Consider the following 22,491-nt stretch of genomic DNA (forward strand, 5'->3'; position numbering starts at 1 on the left):
GCGTGCCCACCGCCATGTTCACCCCGCTGTTCGTGATCGCGCGCACCTCGGGCTGGGCTGCGCATATCATCGAGCAACGCATCGACAACAAGATCATCCGCCCCAGCRCCAACTACACCGGGCCGGAAAACCTGAAGTTCGTGCCGATCGGAAAACGGAAATAGGCTGTGCAGGCCGCAAACCGCCTTGCCATGTAGCGAAGGCGCCCCCTTGCGTGGCCTGGGCTACACCGAATTATGTAACCGATAGTAGGGGCACTACGCCCCGACTTTCAAATCGTAGAGAATAGCGGCGGACCTGTGACTGCCGGCCTTCCTGGCAATCACCGCCTTTGACCCAACTCCAGAAGGAACCCACAGAATGAAGCATCTCGTCCTCGCCGCCTGCATCGGCGCATTTACGCTGACCACCGCCGGTGTCGCGATGGCCCAGGAACCGGCCAAGAAGGCCGCTCCCGCCAAGAAGGCTCATGTGAAAAGCACCAAGAAGGCTGCCGCGGCAGCACCTGCGGCCGCCCCCAGTGGCGAAAAATGGCAGTGCGAACTGGGCCATGTCCTGTACATCGGCGGCAACATGCAGCGCGATGAAGTCATCACCGTGAACTGGGAGGGCAAGGAATACCGCCTGCCCCGCCTGTCCACCGTAACCGGCGCCGACCGCTACTTCGACGCCCGCTCCGGCCTGGACCTGGTTGTGATCCCGAGCAAGGCCATGCTGTTCAACAAGAACGCCGGCCAGCGCCTGGCCGACGAGTGCCAGACCGCGGACATGCAGGCTGGCGGCTCGGCCCCGACCCAGGCAGGCGCGCTGCGCGCACCGGTAGCCACCCCGTTGCTGGTTGCCCCGTCGGCACCGGCAGCCGATGCCGCCCAGGCACCGGCCGCCCCCAAGCAGTAAGCACCAACCTATAAGCAATAAGAGCAGTAAAGGCAGTAAGAGCAGTAAGCGGTAATCAGTAGTAAGGGGCTGTAGCCTGGCATCGTCCGGCCACAGCCCCATGGGCACCAGGAAGCACAAAACGCCGAGGGAATCCCATGTCCGCGCATATTTCGAACGTCCGCCCCGAACCGGACCCGGTCATGGCCGACATCGTCGACTACGTCACCAGGTATCAGGTCAAGAGCGCGCTGGCCTACGACACGGCCCGCAACTGCCTGATCGACACGCTCGGCTGCGGCCTGGAAGCGCTGTCGTATCCGGCCTGCACCAAGCTGCTGGGCCCGATCGTGCCCGGCACGGTGGTCCCCAACGGCGCCAAGGTACCCGGCACCCAATTCCAGCTCGACCCGGTTCAGGCCGCCTTCAATATCGGCGCCATGATCCGCTGGCTCGATTTCAACGACACCTGGCTGGCCGCCGAATGGGGCCACCCGTCCGACAACCTCGGCGGCATCCTCGCCACCGCCGACTGGATCTCGCGCAACAACGTGGCCGCCGGGCGCAAGCCGTTGACCATGAAGGACGTGCTCACCGGCATGATCAAGGCCCATGAGATCCAGGGCTGCATCGCGCTGGAAAACGCATTCAACAAGGTGGGCCTGGACCACGTGGTGCTGGTCAAGGTGGCTTCCGCCGCCGTGGTTGCGCAGATGCTCGGCCTCGCCCGTGACGAAATCCTCAACGCGGTGTCCCTTGCCTGGGTCGACGGGCAAGCGCTGCGCACCTACCGCCACGCCCCCAATACCGGCAGCCGCAAGAGTTGGGCCGCCGGCGACGCCACCAGCCGCGCGGTGCGCCTGGCGCTGATCGCCCGTACCGGCGAGATGGGCTATCCCTCGGTGCTGAGCGCCAAGGGCTGGGGCTTCTACGACGTACTGTTCAAGGGCCAGCCCTTCAGGTTCCAGCGCCCGTATGGCACCTACGTGATGGAGAACGTGCTGTTCAAGATCGCCTTCCCGGCCGAATTCCACTCGCAAACCGCGGTGGAGGCCGCCATGACCCTGCACGGCCAGCTGTCCGCCGCGGGCAAGACGGCAGCACAGATCAGGCAGGTCACCATCCGCACCCACGAGGCCTGCATCCGCATCATCGACAAGAAGGGCCCGCTGGCCAACCCCGCCGACCGCGACCACTGCATCCAGTACATGGTGGCGGTGCCGCTGCTGTTCGGCCGGCTGACCGCCGAGGACTATGAAGACAAGATAGCGGCAGACCCGCGCATCGACGCCCTGCGCGACAAGATCGTGTGCGTGGAGGATCCGCAGTTCACCGCCGACTACCACGACCCGGAGAAGCGCTCCATCGCCAATGCGCTGACCGTGACGCTGAACAACGGCACGGTGCTGCCCGAAGTCGTGGTGGACTACCCGCTCGGCCACAAGCGCCGGCGCGACGAGGGCATCCCACTGCTGGTGGAGAAATTCAAGACCAACCTGGCCCGCCGTTTTCCGGCCAGGCAGCAGCAGGCGATCCTGGCGGTGTCGCTGGACCAGGCGCGCCTGGAGGCTATGCCTGTCAATGAGTATGTCGACCTGTACGTGATCTGAGTGATCTGAGCGATCTGAGCGATCTGAGTGGCCTGAGCAAAAAAACAGGGGCGATTCGCACGCGCCAAAGCCAACAGGGGCTGACGGCGGCAGACGCCTTGGCCTAAAATCCACGCGGCACGTGCCTTGATTTAGCGATTCGGCAGCAAGGCAGTCCTGCAAGATCAATCAGCAAGAAAAGCAGTAGGCATGAACACGGCGCGCAACCCGCGCCGCGCGCCGCGCGGCGACCCTGCTTCTCCGGCAGCCGGCGGCAATAGACGATTTACGAGTCCAAGCAAGTCCGCACCATCCTTCGATTGGAGTAAGGCAATGCCCCACAATCTCAATAAGACTCTGAAAGAATTCAAGATCGGCCCGTCGAGCAAGGGCCAGTTCTACTCCCTGCCGCAACTGGGCAAGGCACTAGGCGTGGCGGTCGAGCGCCTGCCCGTATCGATTCGCGTCGTACTGGAATCCGTGCTGCGCAACTGCGACGGCAAGAAGGTCACCGAGGAGCACGTCAAGCAACTCGCCCACTGGAAGCCCGTCGCCGAGCGTGTCGACGAGATCCCCTTCGTGGTGGCGCGCGTGGTGCTGCAGGATTTCACCGGTGTGCCCTTGCTGGCCGACCTGGCCGCCATGCGCAACGTGGCCGAGAAGATGGGCAAGAACCCGAAGAAGATCGAGCCCCTGGTTCCCGTGGACCTGGTGGTCGACCACTCCGTGCAGATTGACCACTTCCGCGAGAAGAACGCGCTGGACCTGAACATGAAACTGGAGTTCGAGCGCAACAACGAGCGCTACCAGTTCATGAAATGGGGCATGCAGGCCTTCGATACCTTTGGCGTGGTGCAGCCGGGCTTCGGCATTGTGCACCAGGTGAACCTGGAGTACCTGGCCCGCGGCGTGCACAAGAAGGACGGCGTGTACTACCCCGACACCCTGGTCGGCACCGACAGCCACACCACCATGATCAACGGCATCGGCGTGGTGGGCTGGGGCGTGGGCGGCATCGAGGCGGAAGCCGGCATGCTGGGCCAGCCGGTCTATTTCCTGACGCCTGACGTGGTCGGCGTGGAACTGAAGGGCCGCCTGCGCGAAGGCGTGACGGCAACCGACCTGGTGCTCACCATCACCGAAATGCTGCGCCGCGAGAAGGTCGTCGGCAAGTTCGTCGAGTTCTTCGGCGAAGGCACGGCCAGCCTGGCACTGCCGGACCGCGCCACCATCGGCAACATGGCACCGGAGTACGGCGCCACCATGGGCTTCTTCCCGGTCGACGAGAAAACCATCGACTACTTCAAGGGCACCGGCCGCACCGAAGAAGAAATTGCCGCCTTCGAAGGCTATTTCCGTGCCCAGAAGATGTTCGGCGTGCCCAAGGCCGGCGAAATCGACTACACCAATGTGGTCACGCTGGACCTGGGCACCGTGGCCCCCTCGCTGGCCGGCCCCAAGCGCCCGCAGGACCGCATCGAAATCGGCAACGTCAAGTCCACCTTTGCCTCGCTGTTCGCCAAGCCGACCGCCGAGAACGGCTTCAACAAGGACATCGCGGAACTCGACAAAACCTACACCACCGCCGACGGCGTGAACGTGAAGAGCGGCGACGTGCTGATCGCCGCCATCACGTCCTGCACCAACACCTCCAACCCGAGCGTGCTGCTGGCCGCCGGCCTGCTGGCCAAGAAGGCGGTGGAAGCCGGCCTCAAGGTGGCGCCGCACATCAAGACGTCGCTGGCCCCTGGCAGCCGCGTGGTAACGGAATACCTGCAAGCCGCCGGCCTGCTGCCGTACCTGGAAAAGCTGGGCTTCGGCGTGACCGCCTACGGCTGCACCACCTGCATCGGCAACGCCGGCGACCTGACGCCGGAACTGAACGAGGCCATCACCAAGAACGACCTGGTGGCCGCCGCCGTGCTGTCGGGCAACCGCAACTTCGAAGCACGCATCCACCCGAACATCCGCGCCAACTTCCTGGCCTCGCCGCCGCTGGTGGTGGCCTACGCCATCGCCGGCAACGTCACGCGCGACCTGATGACCGAGCCGGTGGGCACGGGCAAGGGCGGCCGCGAGATCTACCTGGGCGACATCTGGCCGACCTCGGAAGAAATCCACGCGCTGATGAAGTTCGCGATGGACTCGAAGGTGTTCAAGATCAACTACGAGCAGGTCAAGAAGCCGAGCAAGCTGTGGGCCAAGGTCAAGGGCACCAAGGGCCAGGTCTACGACTGGCCGAAGTCCACCTATATCGCCGAGCCGCCCTTCTTCGACGGCTTCGGCATGGAACCGGCCGCCACGCAGTCAAGCGTGCGCAATGCGCGCGCGCTGGGCGTCTTCGGCGACTCCGTGACCACCGACCATATCTCGCCGGCCGGCTCCATCAAGGAATCGTCGCCCGCGGGCAAGTACCTGCTGGCCAACGGCGTGCTCAAGGCGGACTTCAACAGCTACGGCTCGCGCCGCGGCAACCATGAGGTCATGATGCGCGGCACCTTTGCCAATGTGCGCATCAAGAACCTGATGCTGCCCGTCAAGGCCGACGGCTCCCGCGTGGAAGGCGGCGTAACGCTGCACCAGCCTTCCGGCGAAGAACTGTCGATCTACGACGCCGCCATGAAGTACATCGCCGAGGGCACGCCCACCGTGGTGTTCGGCGGCGAAGAGTACGGCACGGGCTCGTCGCGCGACTGGGCGGCCAAGGGCACCCAGCTGCTCGGCGTGAAGGCCGTGATCACGCGCAGCTTCGAGCGCATCCACCGCTCCAACCTGGTCGGCATGGGCGTGCTGCCCCTGCAGTTCAAGGGCAGCGACAGCGTGCAGACGCTCGGCATCGTCGGCGACGAGACCTTCGACATCGAAGGCATCGAAGGCGAACTGAAGCCGCAGCAGGACGTGACGCTGGTGATCAAGCGCGCCAATGGCGACGTGCAGCGCGTGCCGGTGCTGCTGCGCATCGACACCCCGATCGAGGTCGACTACTACAACCACGGCGGCATCCTGCCGTTCGTGCTGCGTCAGTTGCTGGCTGCCTGACCGGAGCAACCCTGGCCCTTCGGGGCCAAGGGGTGACGCCGCTGGCTCTGCGCCTCTTTCGGAGGTCATGGCCAGCGGCGTTTTTCTTTGGGGCGCCATCCGCGCTGGCCCTAAAGCGCATCAACCGTCGCTTGTACCGGGCTTACCCCAAGTCTTGGGTTGGCCGGTGTAAGTTCCACGCAAGGCTGCCCTGCCAAACTGCCCGGCATCCACAAAGAAAACGCCTTGCGCGGGACAGCCATGCCGGCCAACCCCGCCTGAAACGCACAGGAGACATCATGGCAAAGATTTTCATCGCATTCGTCGTCATTGCCGGCGCGGCACTGTATATGCTGTCAAAGGGTGGCGACATCTCGATGGGCGGCGAGCAGCACGGCGTGGAAACCCACGCGCCGGAGGCTGCGCAAGCGCCCGCGCAGAAGTAAAACCTGGCCGGTTCCGCCGCTGCGCGGCGCTGCCTGACGCAATGCAATACAGCCGCCCAGCCCCCAGGCGGCTTTTTTTGTCAACGCAGCGAGTAGAATACCGTTTTACCGAAAAACGGATGATTTCGACTTATGGCAGGTTTTCGCCCCAAGGCTTCCCAACGTCTTTCGCCTGACGCCGAGCGTCTGGTGGCCGATGCGCTTGCGCTCGATGCCTCGGGCAGCCGCATGGAGGATGGCTACTGGGAGCGGCGTCTTTCGCAACGCCTGGGCCGGCTCCTGAAGAACGGCAGCCAGTCCGCGCTCGACGCAGCGCTCGAACACCTGTTCAAGCACAACGCCGACGCCTCCGACGTGCTCGCCGAGCAAGCCGAGACCCTGGCCGAATCGGCTACCGTCGAAATCGACGGCGTCAGCTACGACGCCCTGCTGATCGCCGCGCCCATCCTGGCCCACACCCGCTACGCCATCCCGTCCGGCGCGCTCAAGCCCGAGCTGTCGCAGACGCTGGCTGTGCACATGCAGGCGCATGTGCTGGCGGCCAACACCAAGATGGCGCTGTCACCCTACCTGTACAGCATCGACCAGCTGCCGCGCACGCACAGCGACACCTTTGCCCTGACCTACAAGCTGGTATCGGCCGCCATGGCCGGCACCACGCCCAAGGTCGACCTGCGCGACCTGCCGGAAACCGCGCCGATCCTGGCCGATCCGCGCTACCTGCTGGCCGTGGTGGTGGCGCCGCACGAGCAGGCCCTGTTCCGCTGGCAGGAAGACGCCAAGGAGCACCACGCCGAGCGCAGCGTCTGCCTGGAACAATGGCGCACCCAGGTGCAGCCCTCGATCGCGCTGCTGATGCCAGGCTGTGAGTTCGACCTGCTGCTGCCCGACGCCTTCTTCCTGTCCTGCCGCGAATCCGACAAGAGCATCCGCCCGCTGACCGTGCGCGCTGCCGTCAACTACCTGTGCGGCACGCTGGACGTGCCGGCCGGCCAGATGGCGGCCGTGGTGGCGGCATTCGGCGAGGAAGAAGTCGAGGAATACCGCGTGGGCTTCACCATGCGCGGCGAGAAGGATGTGATCTACGGCATCGTCTGGCCGGTATACGGCCGCGAGTCCGGCGAGATCGATGCCAGCGAGAAGGACAACCCGCTGGAGCAGATCTGCGAGGAACTGCGCAACGCCGGGGTGGAAGACATCTTCCGCCACGCCGCGCTGTTCGACCCCGAGTATTGTGAAGACTGCGGCACGCCGCTTTACGCCGACCGCTCTGGCGAGATCGTCCACGCCGAGTTGCCGGAAGACGCGCCCACGCAGCAGCCGCTGTTCCACTAAGCTGCGTCGCTTCGCCTGACCAACGGCCCGCCTTGCGCGGGCCGTTTTTCCTTCAGCCGGCGGGCGAAGGGCTGATGCAGCGCCACAGCGCATGGCCGGAGGCCGCGTACTTGCGCTCGAACGGCGTGATGGCCTCGGCCGGCTGCCACAGCTCGACCTGCGCAGGCCGGCCGACCAGCGCCAGGGCCCGGGCGAACTCGTCGATATAGACCTGCCAGTTGCTGCGGCACTCCAGGTACCGGCCGCACGCAGCCAGCGCCGGGAACACCGCATGCCCCTGCCAGCGCCGCCCCAGGTGGCCGATCTTGGGCCAGGGGTTGGGATACAGCACGTAATGGCGATCCACCGCGATGCGAGCCGCCTGCAGCATCCGCCAGACGTCGACCAGGTCCGCGCGCGCCCAGGCAAAATTGGCCGGCATCGGACCATCCCACCAGTCCTTGCCCCCGGTCAACCGCTTTTCCGACTGGTCCACGCCGATCACAAAGTGCCCGGGGAACGCCGTGGCCAGGCGCAAGGTGCTCTCCCCCACGCCACAGCCAGCGTCCAGGATCAGCGGGGCCGCCCCGGCCTGCTGCCATTGCTGCAACGCAAGATCCAGCGCGCGCCGGCTTGGCTCGCCGATGGGCTTGCGAAAGGGCTCGGCCAGGTGGCGGGCAAGGCGCGCCTCGAGGTGGTCGTGGACATCGGCCTGGGCCGAGGTGATGGTGCGGGAGTTGGCAAACATGGGCGGGATTCTACCCGGCTGCCGAGCGCTGCGGGATCGCCTGGGCTTGCGGTTCTGGCGACGGGCGTGGACAAATGCCATCCACTGCTGCGAGCATATGGATATGACGTCGATGTCGCACGCAGATGTCGTTTTGACGGCACAATGCGGGCAACCGGGGTGGACAAGCGGGCGGCCCAAGCGTGCCCCGCCACCCCATCTGAGAACCCGCCGCCGCCATCCCATCCTGGCGGCGGCCCGTACGAGGAGCGCATCCCGATGACCGCCACACGCCGCACACGCCGCACACGCCACACCTCCAGCCTCACCGCCATGATGCCGCGCCGCGCGCTGCTGCAAGCCGGTGCCGCGCTCGCGCTCGGCAGTGCCACGCTGATGCTGCTGCCCGCCGGTGCGGCGCAGGCCGAAGACCTGCGCATCGGCTTGTCTGCCGACGTGACCTCGATGGACCCGCAGTGGAACAACTCTGGCCCCAACAACGCCATCGCGCTGCATATCTTCGAGTCGCTGGTGTTCCTCGACAAGAACGCCCGCTACATCCCCGGCCTGGCGCTGTCGTGGAAGCCGGTCAACGCCATCACCTGGGAAATCAAGCTGCGCCCCAACGTGAAATGGCATGACGGCACGCCGTTTACCAGCGAAGACGTCAAGGCCTCGCTCGAACGCCCCGACAAGCTCACCAACAGCCCCGGTTCCTTCACCAGCTACACCAAGCCGATCGCGCGCATCGACACGCCCGACCCGTTGACCGTGCGCCTGACCATGAGCGTGCCGAACTACGCCAACCTGGCCAACGACCTGAACAGCGTGCCGATCATGCCGAAGAAGGTAGCTGCCACGCTGAGCCAGGCGGACTTCGACTCTGGCAAGGCGATGATCGGCACCGGCCCGTTCAAGTTCGTGCGCTTCGCGCGCGGGCAGGAAATCGTGATGGCGAAGAACCCCGATTACTGGGGCCCGAAGACGGAATGGGATCGCGCGATCTTTCGCATCATCACCGACAACGGCGCGCGCAGCGCGGCGCTGCTGTCCGGCGACGTCGACGTGATCGAAAGCGTGCCGTCCGCGGACGTGGCCAAGCTCAGGCAGAACCCCAAGTTCCGCATCGAGCAGCAGGTCTCGTGGCGCACCATCTTCTGGCAGATGGACCAGTCGCGCGACAACCCGCCCTACGTCACCGACAAGGCCGGCAAGCCGCTGGGAAAGAACCCCTTCAAGGACGCACGCGTGCGTGCCGCCATCAGCCGCGCGCTGAACCGCGACGCCATCGTCAGCCGCATCATGGAAGGCCTGGCCGTGCCGGCCTCGTCGATCGTCTCGCCGCAGATCTTCGGCCACCCCGGCACCAAGCCAGAGGCCTATGACCCCGAAGGCGCCAAGAAGCTGCTAGCCGCGGCGGGCTATCCGGATGGCTTCGGCCTGACGCTGCACGCCACCAACAACCGCTACCTGAACGATGCCGCCGTGGCCCAGGCCACCGCCAGCATGCTCACGCGCATCGGCATCCAGACCAAGGTGGAAACGCTGCCGGTAGCCGCGTACTTCACCCGCGCGCGCCAGGGCGACTTTGCGTTCGAGATGCTGGGCTGGGGTTCGGCGGCGGCCGACGTGGCGCTGCGATCGATCACTGGCACGCCGAACCCCAAGACGGGATACGGCACTTGGAACTGGGGCAAATACAGCAATACCCAGCTCGACCAGCTGATCGAGAAATCGCTGACCACGGTGACCAGCGACAAAGCCCGCGAAGAGAACGCCCGCGCCGCGGCCAGGTTCGCCCTGGCCGACCACGCCATCATCCCCTCGCACAGCCAACTGGCGATGTGGGCCATGCGCAAGGACCTGAGGTACGAGGCGCGCACCGACGAATGGTCGCTGGCGCAGTTCTTCCACAAGCAGTAAGAGAGAGGCGGAGAGGCAGAGAGGTGTCTCGCGAGGCGGCGCTGGGCGTTGAACCCGGCGCCGCCAGCCGCCGCGTGGCTTGAATCAGATCCGCAGGCCGTCTTCCTGGTTTGCGTTCGCCGCCCGCAAACCATTCACCCAACTCCGCGCCGGCAACCCGGTCGTATCCTCCAGCACCTTCGCGCGAATCTCCAGCACATCCCACGACACATCGATCGCCGGCCCATTGAAGGCAAGCGCAATGACATTGCCGTCGTGCACTTCGGGGAACACCAGCACACGGTTATCAAACGCTTCGCAGATCCGCACAATGTTCTTTGGGAAGCTGTCGTGGTCGCCGAACAGGTTGATCGTCATCACGCCCGGCGCCTTGAGCACGCGGCGGCACGCCTTGTAGAACGCCGTGGTGTCAAGCACCGGCCCGCGCGCGGTGGCGTCATACAGGTCCACCTGCAGCACATCCAGCGCGCCGGTGTGCGCGCCATCCATCACGTAATCCCACGCATCCTGCTCCCGCACGGTAAGGCGCTCGTCGTCTTCACGCAGGCCGAACATGCTGCGACCCGCAATGATCACGGCCGGGTTGAGTTCCACCGCCGTCACGCGCGCGCGGCTGAACTGGCGATGGCAGAACTTGGTGAGCGCGGCGGCGCCCAGGCCCAGTTGCGTCACGTGAAACTCCGGCGCCGAGGGCGACAGGAACAACAGCCACGCCATCATCTGCTGCGCGTACTCCAGCTCAATGGCATCGGGCTTGCGCAGGCGCATGGCGCCTTGCACCCATTCGGTGCCGAAATGCAGGTAGCGCACGCCGTCCATCTCGGAGAAAGTCACCGGCGCGAAGCGCGGGGTCATGCGCTTTTCCTCGCGCTGCGCGGCTTGCGCGCCGCGCGCGGGACGGCGCGAGGCCACGGCTTCAATCGATTTGCGTTTGAGAAGAGTCATGGTGGTCAGGAAGAATGCATGTAAGCGTGCCGCCCACCGGGGCGGCACGTAAGTCGGTTCGGATCGATCCGGGATCAGGCTTTGCCGAGCGCGCCCTGGGCACGCTGCAGCCACTCCCGGTTGTGCTCGCGGGCGTGGCGCGGCCAGTGCTTGCCGTCGTGCACGATCTCCGCGTACAGCGCCTGGGCACGCTCGCGGTCGGCTGGTTCCCCGCGTGCCGTCAACCAGTCGGCAAACAGGCAGCGCGCGGCGGCATCGTTGGCGCAGGTCAGCGCCTGCTCGAATGCGGCGCGCGTGCCGGGCGCGTCCGACGCGGCCAGCGCGCGCGCGTACAGCAATGCAGGGTCCGCTTGCTGGCGGGCCTGGGGCTGGGCGGCGAACAAGCGCTCCAGCGCTGCCACGGCAGCGGCATGGCCAYYGGTGGCGAACTGCGCGCGCGCCAGCCCCAGCAGCAGCGCCGGGTCAGTGGCGAACGGTCCGCTGGCGGCAGCCTCATAGTGTTCCAGCGCGGCTTTGGGCTCGCCGGCCTCAAGCAAGGCGGCGCCCAGGCGCATGCGGTGATCCACGGTGGGCGCGCGGTCGAACGCGTCGCGTGCCTCGCGCACCGCGCGGTTGGGATCGACCAGCTGGCCGATGGCGCGCTTGGCGGCTCGCGCGCCCCGCGTCTGGCGCAGCCCTGGCAGGTAGATGGCGAAGAAATACACCACGCTGCCCAGGCCCGGGAAGGCGAACAGGATCAGCAGCCAGTACATGTTCTGCTGGGTGCGCACCGCGTGCACGGCGAAGAACACGGCGATGATGACGTGAAAACCAATTCCTAGATACGGCATTGTCTATCTATCCTGCAAAGCGTTGGCCGGCGGACTTCCCGCCGGCATGCATGGCCGTGATTGTGACAGATGCGGCCGGGGTGCCCGATGCGGCATGCTACTTGCTACTGTCACAAATGCCTTTTACGGTAAGGCTGTTTTGCGCTTACGTTCTGCGCTTACCTGCCAGGCTTACCTGCCAGGCGTACCTTAGCAAAACCCGAGACGCCCCTCCAACCTGGCCCTCCACGACAAAGGATCCGCAGATATGAGCTACATCCACTTCATCGGTGGTGAAAAAGGCGGCGTCGGCAAATCGCTCGTCGCCCGCCTGCTGGCCCAGCATTTTATCGACCGGAGCATGCCCTTCCTGGGCTTCGACACCGACAAGTCGCACGGCGCCCTGCTGCGCTTCTATGCCGACTTTGCCGCGCCCGCCGTGCTGGACAAGCACGACAGCCTGGACCCCATTATCGAGCACGCCGTGGAAGACCCGCAGCGGCGCATCCTGGTCGACCTCGCGGCCCAGACGCAGCACGCACTCGCAAGATGGATGGACGACGCCGACGTGCTGGCGCTGGCCGAAGAGCATGGCCTGACGCTCACCTGGTGGCATGTGATGGATGCGGGCCGCGACTCGGTCGACCTGCTGCGCCAGTGGCTTGACCAGTTCGGCGGCCGCATCAAGCTGGTGCTGGTCCTCAATGAAGTCCGCGGCGATCGCTTCGAGATCCTGGAAGCCTCGGGCGAACGCGCCCGCGCCGAAGCGCTGGGCGCCAGCGTGATGACGCTGCGCCACCTGCCCGATACCACCATGCAGAAGATCGACCAGCAAAGCACCAGCTTCTGGGCCGCGGTGAATCATCCGGATCGCGCCGCCACCGGGCTCGGCATGCTGGAGCGCCAGCGCGTCAAGGTCTGGCTGAACCGGGCTTATGGGGAGATGGCAGCGCTGGCGTTGTGAGTGGAGTTGTGAGTGGAGTTGTGAGCGGAATCGGCACCTTGAGCATCGCATCGATGCACGTCGGAATCAAAGAGCGCTCGACACGCGGGCGGCCGATGCCCTCGACCCGCGATCCGACGTCCAGGCTCAGGCTGCTGTCCGGCTGGCCCGCCAGCGCGAATATCGGTGCTTAGTTCAGCAGCGCACGCCACAACGCCAGTTTCTGCTCGAAACTACGCGCCGCATGCGCTGGGCTCGATGAGGGCAGCACGACCGTCTCGTAGCCTGCCGCCGCGAACTGCGCGGCGAAACGACCCGACGTACCGCCGTTAAAGCCGACGCGGCGCAATGCAGGCGCCAGCGCCTTGAGCCGTGCGAAATCGTTGGCCTGCGGATAGCGGATATTGGAGTCCAGGCTGCCCTCGCGCACGCAGGCGCCGAGCACGTCCCACACGCCGATGCCATGGGACAGCAGCCGCACCAACCGATCGGCGTAAGGCAAGTCAGCCAGCGGCTCTCCGGTCAGCGCGCCCAGCAGCGGCCAGAACTGGTTGCGTGGATGCGCGTAATACTGCTGCGCCGCCAGCGATGCCGCCCCGGGAAAGCTGCCCAGCACCAGCACGCGGATGTGCCGATCGATGACCGGTGCAAGGCCTTGCTGTAGATCGGGGGAAAGACGACGCGGAGGGGATGCGGGAGATGGGACTGGCATGGGGTGAGTGTACTTGGCCCCGGGGGAGGACAGGCGCCGGCGCGGCTTGTGTGCGTCAGCCTGATGCCGGCGCCCGCCCTCTGCTCCGCCCCCCTCCCCACAGTTGCACACACGCGGGAAAGGGGAACAAGGGAGCAAACCCGCTACGCTTACGCCAGCAGCTTGTTGACGCGCTGCACGTAGATCGACGGATCTTCGAGCGTGCCGCCCTCGGCCAGCAGGGCCTGGTCGAACAGCACATGCACGCGGTCGCCGAAGGCGTCGTCCGTGGGACCGGCCTCCGCCAGCGCGCGCAGCTTTTTCACCAGCGCGTGGTCGGGGTTCAGCTCCAGGATGGGCTGGGCGTCGGGCGCCTTCTGACCAGCCTGCTTCAGCAGGCGTTGCAGGTAGCCGCTCATGTCGCCTTCGTCCGAGACCAGGCAGGAGGCCGACGCGGTCAGGCGCAGCGTGACGCGCACGTCCTTGGCCTTGCCATCCAGCACAGCCTTGGCGCGTTCCAGCACGTCTTTCCAGTCGCCTTCGGCCTTCTCCTGCTCGGCCTTCTCGTCGGCGTCGGCCAGCGCGCCAAGCTCCAGGTCGCCGCGTGCCACCGAGACCAGTTCCTTGCCATCGAACTCGCGCAGGAAGGACAGCATCCATTCGTCCACGCGGTCCGTCAGCAGCAGGACTTCGATGCCCTTCTTGCGGAACACTTCCAGGTGCGGGCTCGACTTGGCCGCGGCCCAGCTATCGGCCGTGACGTAGTAGATCTTGTCCTGGCCTTCCTTCATGCGGCCCACGTAGGCAGCCAGCGCTACGCTCTGCTCGGCGCTGTCCTGATGGGTGGAAGCAAAGCGCACCAGCTTGGCGATGCGCTCCAGGTTGGCGGCGTCTTCGCCCAGGCCTTCCTTGAGGGCCTGGCCGAACTGCTGCCAGAAGGTGGTGTACTTGGCGCGTTCGGCTTCGTCCTCGCTGTCCGCCAGCGTTTCCAGCATCGACAGCACGCGCTTGGTGCAGCCTTCGCGGATGGCCTTCACGTCGCGGCTTTCCTGCAGCAGTTCGCGCGAAACGTTGAGCGGCAGGTCGGCCGAATCCACCACGCCCTTGACGAAGCGCAGGTAAGCCGGCAGCAGCTGCTCGGCATCGTCCATGATGAAGACCCGCTTCACATAGAGCTTGAGGCCGGCCTTGTGGTTACGATCCCACATATCGAACGGCGCGCGCGCCGGCACGTACAGCAGCTGCGTGTATTCGCTGCGGCCTTCGACGCGGTTATGGGTGTAGGCCAGCGGCGCTTCGTTGTCGTGCGCGATGTGCTGGTAGAAAGCGGTGTACTGCTCTTCGGTGATGTCCGACTTGGAGCGGGTCCACAGGGCGCTGGCCTGGTTCACGCTCTCCCACTCGCCCGTTTCCTTGTAGGCGCTGGTCTCGGCATCCCAGACTTCCTTGGGCATGCGGATCGGCAGCGAGATGTGGTCGGAATACTTCTGGATGATGCCCTTGATCTTCCAGGCGGAGAGGAAATCGTCCTCGCCTTCGCGCAGGTGCAGCGTGACGGTGGAACCGCGCTCGGCACGATCGATGGCATCGACGGTGAACTCGCCGTCGCCTGCACTTTCCCAGCGCACGGCTTCGCTGGCGGGCAGGCCGGCGCGGCGCGTTTCCACGGTGACCTTGTCAGCCACGATGAACGCCGAATAGAAGCCCACGCCGAACTGGCCGATCAGGGCGGCGTCCTTCTGCTGGTCGCCGGAGAGCTGCTGGAAGAATTCCTTGGTGCCCGAGCGGGCGATGGTGCCAAGGTTGCGGATCGCCTCGTCGCGGCTCATGCCGATGCCGTTGTCGGTGATCTTCAGCGTGCGGGCCTTGGCGTCGGCCTCGATGCGGATCGCCAGGTCGGCGTCGTTCTCGAGCAGGGCCGGGTTGGCAATCGCCTCGAAGCGCAGCTTGTCAGTGGCGTCGGAAGCATTCGAAACCAGCTCGCGCAGGAAAATTTCCTTGTTGCTGTACAGCGAGTGGATCATCAGGTGCAGCAGTTGCTTCACTTCCGCCTGGAAGCTCATCGTCTCGTGCGGTGCGGTCATGGTTCTCCTCTTAACAATCTTGGCTAACTTGGCTGATTTGGGAATCTAGGCAATGTGGCGGGCTGGCGCCCCGGGAAGGAGGCTGCCGGCCGGCGTCAGGCCGGTGACCCGAAACATAAGGGCGTCCGACCGGTTTTCAAGACGTGACCCGGCTGGGACCCGGTTAGCGCCGCTCCAGCTGGCGCGCCAGGAAAGCCAGCATGGCAGGGTCCTGGCTGCTGGCCACATTGAAGCGCATCCAGCCGGACGGCATCTGCGACGGCGAGAACAAGCTGCCGGGGGCGAACAGGTAGCCCTCCTCATGCCCGGCGACGGCAATGGCGTTGGTATCGCGCCCGGTGTCCGCCCACAGGTACATGCCGGCGTGCTGGCCCGGGAAGAGCGACAGGCCCATCCGCTCGATGGTGCGCCGGGTCTCGTCGCGCGCCCGGTCGAGCCGGTTGCGCACGCGCTCCACGTGCTTGCGGTAGTGGCCTTCGGTCAGCACCTTGTACAGCACGCGCTCGTTGATCTCCGGCGAAGCCAGGCCCGCCAGCAGCTTGCTGTCGGTCAGGGTGGCGGCCAGCTCCGGATGGGCGGCGATAAAGCCCACGCGCAGGTTGGCGGCCAGCGTCTTGGAAAAGCTGCCCAGGTAGATCACCCGGCGCAACTGGTCCAGGCTGGCCAGCCTGGTGGCGGAGTGACCCGGGGGGCACAGATCGCAATAGATGTCGTCCTCGACGATCAGCAGGTCGTACTGCTCGGCGAGGCGCAGGAGCTGGAAGGCCTTGGCGGCCGACAGCGAGGTGCCGGTGGGGTTGTGCAGCACCGAGTTGATCACCATCAGGCGTGGGCGGCGCGCCTGCAGGATGCGCTCCAGCGCCTCCAGGTCCGGGCCCTCGGCGGTGTAGGGCATGCCGATCAGCTGCGCGCCCTGGGCAGCGAAGCGGCCGAACATGACGAACCACGCCGGGTCGCCCACCAGCACGGCGTCGCCGGGGCGCWGGTAGAGCCGGGCGATCAGGTCGAGCGCCTGGGTGATGCCGGAGGTGAGCACGATCTGCTCGGGGGTGGCGCCGATCTCCAGTTCGGCCAGGCGGTTGCGCAGTTGCTGGCGCAGCGGCAGGAAGCCCTGCGGCGTGCCGCTGGCCAGGAAGTGGCTGCCCGGCTGGCGTCCCAGGCCGCGCAGCGCGCTGGCGATCAGGTCGCCGTCGAGCCAGTCGTTGGGCAGGAAGCCCATTCCAGGCGACTTATGCGGCTCGGTCGAGTGGAACATGCTGCGCAGCAGCCAGGTCACGTCGATGTTGCGCGCGCCGGTCGAAACCGGGGCCACCGCCGCCACTTGCGGCGTGCGCTCGCGCACATAGAAGCCCGAGCCGCGGCGGGATTCGAGATAGCCCAGCGCCACCAGCCGCTCATAGGCCTCGACCACGGTGAAGCGCGAGATGCCCTTTTCCTGCGCGAGCTGGCGGATCGAGGGCATGCGCATGCCGGCGCGGAAGACCCGCTCGTCGATGCGCAGCCGCGCCCATTCGGTCAACTGCTCCACCAGCGTCATCTGCGCCGAGGGCACGGGGTCGGGCATGCGCTCGGTGGGGGGCGGCATGACCAGGCGCAATGAGCGCACCTGCTCGTCAGCCTGTTTGCCAGCCTGTTTGCCAGCCTGTTTGCCAGCCTGTTTGCCAGCCTGTTCGCCAGCGTGGAACGCCGCGCCCTCCTGCTTGCCTGCCGCGGCTCCCTTATCCTTGAGCCCTGGCGCAACCGGTTCCCTGCTGTTCATGCCCTGCTCCCACCACTGTACTGAGAATGTTCTGCATAACTGTATCGGTACTGTACCGACAACCTTGTCTACCATCAACACACAATGCCAATTGCCCTCGACCATCTCGTGATCGCCGCGCCCACGCTTGAAGCGGGGGCGCAGCATGTCGCCGACGCGCTCGGCGTGACGCCCCAGCCGGGCGGCGCGCACCCTGGCATGGGCACCCACAATTGCCTGCTCGGCCTGTTCGGCGGCATCTACCTGGAAGTCATCGCCATCGACCCCGAGGCACCGGCCCTCGCGCGCCCGCGCTGGTTTGGCCTGGACACCGAGGCAGTGCAGGCCCGCCTGCGCCATGGTCCCTTCCTGATGCACTGGGTCGCGCGGGTGGAACGCCCCACCGACCTGTCCCTGTGGCAGGCGCAGTACCCCACGCGTATCGCGCCGGTCATCCCGATGACCCGTGGCGACCTGCGCTGGCGCATCACCGTGCCGGAAGACGGCAGACTGCCCGCGTGGCCGGCTGACGATGCACAGGGTACGGACGGCGCGGCGACGCCGGGCGATGGCATCCTCCCCACGCTGATCCAGTGGGATGTATCGACCCATCCGTCGTCCCGGCTGCCGAACCAGGGCCTGGCGCTGCGCTCGCTGCGGGCGCGCCATCCGCAGGCCGCGCGGCTGGCCGAGGCCTTGCAATGGCTGGGCGGCACCCAGTTCGTCCCGGAAGCATCCACGCTCGCGGAACTGAGCGCGGAGATAGAAACGCCCGATGGCGTGCGCACGCTGCGCTGAAGCTAGCGCCGCAAGACACAAAAGAAGCTGCAACCACAAGAACAACCGCCAAGGAGCCCCTTCGATGTCCGCCACCCGCAAACGCTTCGACGACGACGCCTATCTCGGCAGCTGCACCGCCACAGTGGTAGCCGTGCACGCTGACGGCATCGAACTCGACCAGACCGTGTGCTACGCGCGCAGCGGCGGCCAGGCGGGCGATACCGGCACGCTCAAGCTGGCCAACGGCGCGGCCATCGAACTGCTGGAAACCGTGTACGCACCGGACCGCAGCCATATCCTGCACGTGCCGGCGCCGGGTACCGCGCTGCCGGAGCCGGGCGACATCGTGGCCGTCACGATCGACTGGGAGCGCCGCCACCGGCTGATGCGGCTGCATACCTGCCTGCACCTGCTGGGCTCGCTGATCCCGGTGCCAGTGACCGGCTGCGGCATCTCGCCCGACTCGGCGCGCATCGACTTCGACCTGCCGGAATCCACACTCGACAAGGCCGTGCTCACCGAGCAGCTCAATGCGCTGATCGGCGCCGACAGCCGCGTGCAGGTGGAGCGCATCACGTCCGAGCAACTCGCCGAGCAGCCCGAGCTGGTGCGCACGGTGGGCGCGGCGCCGCCTGCTGGCAGCGGCGTCATCCGCATCATCGACATCCCCGGCGTGGACCGCCAGCCTTGCGGTGGCACCCATGTGGCGGCCACCGGCGAGATCGGCGCCGTGCTGGTGACCAAGATAGAAAAGAAGAGCCGCACCAACCGCCGCGTGGTCGTGCAGTTCGCTGCGTGAGAGCGGCAGGACGATAGATGGATCCCGCACTGCTCACCGGGCTGTCGGCCGCCCAGTTCGCCGCACTGCTGTCGCTGATGGCAGTCGGCGCCTTCACGCCCGGCCCCAACACGACGATTGCCGCGGTCACCGGCGCCAACTTTGGCTTGCGCGCCGCGCTGCCGCACTGCGTGGGCGTAGCGTTCGGCTTTGCCAGCATCCTGGCGCTGTGCGCGGCGGGCGTGGGCGCGCTGATCCTGGCCAGCCCGGCGCTAGCGCTGCTGGTGCACGCCGCCGGCGTGCTCTATCTGCTGTGGCTGGCGCTCAAACTGGCGCGCAGCACCGTGCTGTCGGACAAGCAGGTGCTGCGCCCGCTGTCGGTGTGGCAGTCGGCCGTGCTGCAGTACGCCAATATCAAGGCATGGATGCTGGCGCTGGCGACAGCCGCCTCGTATATGGCGGGCGCGCAGTCGCCAGTGCATCGGGCCTTGCTGGTGTGCGCGGTGTTCGCCGTGTTCGGCTTTGTCAGCAATGGCGTGTATGGCGTGATTGGCGCCACGCTGCGGCAATGGCTGCAGGTTGGCCACCGCATCCGCTGGTTCAACCGCGCAATGGGCCTGGCGCTGGCACTCACGGCGCTGTGGATTGCGCTGGCCGGCCGGCCCACCCTGCACTGATTCAAACTCAAACGCCATGGCTGCCAAATCCACCTCTGTCCAACCCATCGCTAGCTCCCCTGCTGACACCCACAGCGGCGGCATGCTGCTTGGCTTTGTCGGCGTCGCCGTGTTCAGCCAGACCTTGCCCTTCACGCGCATGGCTGTGGCCGAACTGGACGCCACCTTCGTCGCGCTCGGCCGTGCGGTGGTGGCGGCGCTGCTGGCGCTGGTGCTGCTGTGGCAGCGCGGCGCGTTCGCCCGCGCGCGCTGTCCCCGGGGCGGCCAGTGGTGGCGCCTGGGGGTGACCTCGCTGGGCGTCGTGGTGGGCTTTCCGCTGTTTTCCTCGCTGGCCATGCGTGAAGTGCCGGCCGGCCACGGCGCCATCATCACCGGCCTGCTGCCGCTGGCCACGGCGGTCTTCGCCGCGTGGTTCGGCCGCGAGCGGCCGTCGCCGGCATTCTGGCTGTCGGCGGCCGGCGGCAGTGCGCTGGTGGTCGCCTTTGCCCTGTGGCAAGGCGCTGGCGGGCTGCAGCATGCCGACTGGCTGCTGTTCGCGGCGATGGTGCTGGGCGCGCTGGGCTATGCCGAGGGCGGCAAGCTGTCGCGCGAGCTTGGCGGGCTGGAAACCATCAGCTGGGCGCTGGCCGTGGCGCTGCCGCTGCTGCTGCCGGTGGTGGCGTGGCTTGGGCTTGCGCATGCCGGCCAGATCGCAGCCGCCACGCCGCGCGCCTGGCTCGGCATGGGCTATGTTTCCGTATTCTCGATGTTCATCGGCTTCCTGTTCTGGTACGCCGGGCTCGCAAAAGGCGGCGTGGCGCGCGTCGGACAGATACAATTGCTGCAGCCGTTCCTCACGCTGGCGGGCGGCGCCCTGCTGCTGGCCGAGCCGCTCGATGCCGTCACCCTGGCGTTTGCGGTGGCGGTGATCGGCGTGGTGGCCCTGGGCCGCCGTACCGCCGTGCGCAGCGCGCCCGCGAGTCCCATGCCCGCGCCCGCCGTCGAAGAACCCCACCCTGCCCCTACGGGACGATCCCTCTGACTGGAGACCCTATGTCCGTTCACGACACCCTTGCCCGCCTCGGCATCGCACTGCCCACCGCTGGCGCACCGGCCGCCGCCTACGTCATGGCCGCGCAAACCGGCAACACCGTATTCCTTTCGGGCCACATTGCCCGCAAGGATGGCAAACCCTGGGTAGGCAAGCTGGGCAAGGACCTGGGCACCGAAGACGGCAAGGTTGCCGCGCGCGGCATCGCCGTGGACCTGCTGGCCACGCTGAACACCCACCTGGGCGGCGACCTGGACCGCGTCAAGCGCATCGTCAAGGTGATGAGCCTGGTCAACTCCACGGAAGACTTCACCGAGCAGCACCTGGTGACCAACGGCGCCTCGGAGTTGCTGGCGGAAGTCTTCGGCGAGGCCGGCAAGCATGCCCGCAGCGCCTTTGGCGTAGCGCAGATCCCGCTGGGCGCCTGTGTCGAGATCGAGATGATCGTCGAAGTGAAGTAAGCCGGCGTCACGCTAGAAGGCACGGACAAAGTGAATTGAAGTCGGGCCAGGGATCGGGGGATACCTCCCGCCCTGCGCCCAACCAACTGAAGGCACCTCCCACCCATGCGCATCGACAACCTGCCTTTCGGCACCACCGACTGGTCTGACATCACCCCGACCCGCCACCCCGGCGACGCCGGGGAAGCCCTCTGGCGCACCCGCCAGTTCGGCGACATCCGCGTTCGCATGGTGGAGTATTCTGCCGGGTATCTCGCCGATCACTGGTGCACCAAAGGGCACATCCTTTTTGTGCTGGAAGGCGAGTTGCATACCGAGCTGGAAGACGGCCGGCATTTCGTGCTCCGCGCGGGCACGAGCTACCAGGTCGCCGACCAGGCCGAGCCGCACCGTTCGTCCACCCCGACCGGGGCGCGGCTTTTTATTGTTGACTGAGTCGAGCCAACCCGACTCCCCACACACCAAGAGAACATCATGAACTGGGCCATCTCCCGCCGGGCGCAACAGCTGACCAGCTCGGCCATCCGCGAAATCCTGAAAGTGACCGAGCGTCCGGAAGTTATTTCCTTCGCGGGCGGCCTGCCGTCGCCGGCCACCTTCCCGGTAGCGGCCATGGAACAAGCGGTGGCCCGGATCTTCGCCGACAACCCGCAAGCCGCCCTGCAGTACGCCGCCACCGAAGGCTACATGCCGCTGCGTGAATTCATCGCCAAGCGCCATAACGTGGACGTGGAGCGCGTGCTGATCACCACCGGCTCGCAGCAGGCGCTGGACCTGATCGCCAAGGTGATGATCGATCCGGGCAGCCCGGTGCTGGTGGAAACGCCCAGCTACCTCGGCGCGCTGCAAGCCTTCTCGCTGTTCGAGCCCGAATTCGTCTCGGTGCCGGGCGACCATAAGAGCCTGCTGCCGGAATCGCTCACGCCCGAGCTGACCGCCGGCGCGCGCTTCCTCTACGCCCTGCCCAACTTCCAGAACCCCACCGGACGGCGCATGCCGCTGGAGCGCCGCCAGGCCCTGGTGGCCCGCGCCCGCGAGCTCGGCGTGCTGCTGGTCGAGGACGATCCCTACGGCGAACTGAGCTATCGCGGCGACCAGTTGCCGAGCCTGCTGTCGATGAACCCCGACGGCGTGATCTACATGGGCTCGTTCTCCAAGATCCTGGCCCCCGGCCTGCGCCTGGGCTTCGTGATCGCCCCGCCCGAGCTGCACTTCAAGCTGTGCCAGGCCAAGCAGGCGTCGGACCTGCATACACCCAGCTTCACCCAGCGCCTGGCCTATGAAGTGGTGCGCGATGGCCTGCTGGACTCGCATATCCCCACCATCCGCACGCTCTACGCGGCGCAGTGCCAGGCCATGCTGGATTCGCTCGCACGCCACATGCCGGAAGGCGTAACCTGGAACGCGCCAGAGGGCGGCATGTTCATCTGGATGGAGCTGCCCGAAGGCCTGGACAGCATGGAGATCCTGCAAGAAGCGGTCAACCGCAATGTGGCCTATGTGCCGGGCGCGCCGTTCTACGCCAGCAACCCGCGCCGCAATGCGCTGCGCCTGGCCTTTGTCACGGTGGCGCCGGAACGCATCGAGCAAGGCGTGGCCATCCTCGGCACGCTGTTCCGCGAAGCCATCGCCAGGCACGCGCCGCAAGCCAAGGCTGCCTGA

Annotated in this window: 21 protein-coding genes; 15 read left to right on the top strand and 6 right to left on the bottom strand. The window is 66.4% G+C overall.

The window, feature by feature from the left end:
- The 6 genes from AB4061_RS14965 to AB4061_RS14990 form a co-directional block, all read left to right on the top strand.
- On the top strand, positions 1 to 164 hold a 164-nt coding region (locus tag AB4061_RS14965; RefSeq protein WP_441635230.1), incomplete at its 5' end, for a citrate/2-methylcitrate synthase.
- A gap of 196 nt (positions 165 to 360) precedes the next feature.
- Positions 361 to 897, top strand: a complete 537-nt coding sequence (locus AB4061_RS14970) for a hypothetical protein (protein ID WP_441635008.1) — start codon at positions 361 to 363, stop codon at positions 895 to 897.
- A gap of 137 nt (positions 898 to 1,034) precedes the next feature.
- Positions 1,035 to 2,486 (top strand): bifunctional 2-methylcitrate dehydratase/aconitate hydratase, encoded by a 1,452-nt coding sequence (locus tag AB4061_RS14975; RefSeq protein WP_441635010.1) that lies wholly within the window; start codon positions 1,035 to 1,037, stop codon positions 2,484 to 2,486.
- Between the two features lie 312 nt (positions 2,487 to 2,798).
- Entirely contained in the window at positions 2,799 to 5,504 is a 2,706-nt protein-coding gene (gene acnA, locus AB4061_RS14980) for an aconitate hydratase AcnA (RefSeq protein ID WP_441635012.1), read from the top strand.
- Between the two features lie 278 nt (positions 5,505 to 5,782).
- The gene (locus AB4061_RS14985) at positions 5,783 to 5,929 is read left to right on the top strand and encodes a hypothetical protein (RefSeq protein ID WP_170301880.1); all 147 of its coding nucleotides are present in this window, start codon (positions 5,783 to 5,785) and stop codon (positions 5,927 to 5,929) included.
- Positions 5,930 to 6,061: 132 nt separating this feature from the next.
- Positions 6,062 to 7,264, top strand: coding sequence for a DUF2863 family protein (locus tag AB4061_RS14990; protein WP_150986348.1), 1,203 nt, complete (start codon positions 6,062 to 6,064; stop codon positions 7,262 to 7,264).
- 52 nt (positions 7,265 to 7,316) lie between these two features.
- Here the strand turns inward: AB4061_RS14990 and trmB are convergent, their stop codons facing one another.
- Positions 7,317 to 7,991 carry a tRNA (guanine(46)-N(7))-methyltransferase TrmB gene (gene trmB, locus AB4061_RS14995; RefSeq protein WP_441635015.1) on the bottom strand — a complete coding sequence of 225 codons (675 nt, stop codon included), beginning with the start codon at positions 7,989 to 7,991 and terminating at the stop codon, positions 7,317 to 7,319.
- 258 nt (positions 7,992 to 8,249) lie between these two features.
- On the opposite strand from trmB, the gene AB4061_RS15000 reads away from it, so the two are divergent.
- Positions 8,250 to 9,893, top strand: coding sequence for an ABC transporter substrate-binding protein (locus AB4061_RS15000; protein WP_441635017.1), 1,644 nt, complete (start codon positions 8,250 to 8,252; stop codon positions 9,891 to 9,893).
- Between the two features lie 84 nt (positions 9,894 to 9,977).
- Here the strand turns inward: AB4061_RS15000 and AB4061_RS15005 are convergent, their stop codons facing one another.
- Both AB4061_RS15005 and AB4061_RS15010 read right to left on the bottom strand, forming a co-directional pair.
- The gene (locus AB4061_RS15005; RefSeq protein ID WP_441635019.1) at positions 9,978 to 10,838 is read right to left on the bottom strand and encodes a spermidine synthase; all 861 of its coding nucleotides are present in this window, start codon (positions 10,836 to 10,838) and stop codon (positions 9,978 to 9,980) included.
- Positions 10,839 to 10,912: 74 nt separating this feature from the next.
- Positions 10,913 to 11,668 (bottom strand): hypothetical protein, encoded by a 756-nt coding sequence (locus AB4061_RS15010; protein WP_441635021.1) that lies wholly within the window; start codon positions 11,666 to 11,668, stop codon positions 10,913 to 10,915.
- Positions 11,669 to 11,915: 247 nt separating this feature from the next.
- Between AB4061_RS15010 and AB4061_RS15015 the strand changes: the two genes are divergently transcribed.
- Positions 11,916 to 12,611, top strand: coding sequence for a mobilization protein (locus AB4061_RS15015; RefSeq protein WP_441635023.1), 696 nt, complete (start codon positions 11,916 to 11,918; stop codon positions 12,609 to 12,611).
- 169 nt (positions 12,612 to 12,780) lie between these two features.
- Here the strand turns inward: AB4061_RS15015 and AB4061_RS15020 are convergent, their stop codons facing one another.
- The 3 genes from AB4061_RS15020 to AB4061_RS15030 all read right to left on the bottom strand — a co-directional run bounded on the left by AB4061_RS15020 (position 12,781) and on the right by AB4061_RS15030 (position 16,950).
- Positions 12,781 to 13,302: a DNA-deoxyinosine glycosylase gene (locus tag AB4061_RS15020; protein ID WP_441635025.1), complete on the bottom strand. Its 522-nt coding sequence runs from the start codon at positions 13,300 to 13,302 to the stop codon at positions 12,781 to 12,783.
- Positions 13,303 to 13,451: 149 nt separating this feature from the next.
- Positions 13,452 to 15,365 carry a molecular chaperone HtpG gene (gene htpG, locus AB4061_RS15025; protein ID WP_441635027.1) on the bottom strand — a complete coding sequence of 638 codons (1,914 nt, stop codon included), beginning with the start codon at positions 15,363 to 15,365 and terminating at the stop codon, positions 13,452 to 13,454.
- 163 nt (positions 15,366 to 15,528) lie between these two features.
- Complete coding sequence (locus AB4061_RS15030; RefSeq protein WP_441635232.1) at positions 15,529 to 16,950, bottom strand: aminotransferase-like domain-containing protein; 1,422 nt, start codon at positions 16,948 to 16,950, stop codon at positions 15,529 to 15,531.
- Positions 16,951 to 17,208: 258 nt separating this feature from the next.
- On the opposite strand from AB4061_RS15030, the gene AB4061_RS15035 reads away from it, so the two are divergent.
- The 7 genes from AB4061_RS15035 (at position 17,209) to AB4061_RS15065 (ending at position 22,491) form a co-directional block, all read left to right on the top strand.
- Positions 17,209 to 17,901: a VOC family protein gene (locus tag AB4061_RS15035; RefSeq protein ID WP_441635029.1), complete on the top strand. Its 693-nt coding sequence runs from the start codon at positions 17,209 to 17,211 to the stop codon at positions 17,899 to 17,901.
- A gap of 64 nt (positions 17,902 to 17,965) precedes the next feature.
- Positions 17,966 to 18,682 carry an alanyl-tRNA editing protein gene (locus AB4061_RS15040; protein ID WP_441635031.1) on the top strand — a complete coding sequence of 239 codons (717 nt, stop codon included), beginning with the start codon at positions 17,966 to 17,968 and terminating at the stop codon, positions 18,680 to 18,682.
- A gap of 17 nt (positions 18,683 to 18,699) precedes the next feature.
- Entirely contained in the window at positions 18,700 to 19,338 is a 639-nt protein-coding gene (locus AB4061_RS15045; protein ID WP_441635033.1) for a LysE family translocator, read from the top strand.
- Between the two features lie 82 nt (positions 19,339 to 19,420).
- On the top strand, positions 19,421 to 20,359 hold the full coding sequence (locus tag AB4061_RS15050) for a DMT family transporter (RefSeq protein WP_441635234.1): 939 nt from the start codon (positions 19,421 to 19,423) through the stop codon (positions 20,357 to 20,359).
- An 11-nt stretch (positions 20,360 to 20,370) separates the two neighbouring features.
- Positions 20,371 to 20,829, top strand: a complete 459-nt coding sequence (locus AB4061_RS15055; RefSeq protein ID WP_441635035.1) for a RidA family protein — start codon at positions 20,371 to 20,373, stop codon at positions 20,827 to 20,829.
- A gap of 105 nt (positions 20,830 to 20,934) precedes the next feature.
- Positions 20,935 to 21,264: a DHCW motif cupin fold protein gene (locus tag AB4061_RS15060; protein WP_441635037.1), complete on the top strand. Its 330-nt coding sequence runs from the start codon at positions 20,935 to 20,937 to the stop codon at positions 21,262 to 21,264.
- Positions 21,265 to 21,303: 39 nt separating this feature from the next.
- A complete protein-coding gene (locus tag AB4061_RS15065) occupies positions 21,304 to 22,491 on the top strand; it encodes an aminotransferase-like domain-containing protein (RefSeq protein WP_441635039.1) in 1,188 nt (395 codons plus the stop codon).

Source organism: Cupriavidus sp. YAF13 (assembly GCF_052113425.1).
Lineage (GTDB): Bacteria > Pseudomonadota > Gammaproteobacteria > Burkholderiales > Burkholderiaceae > Cupriavidus.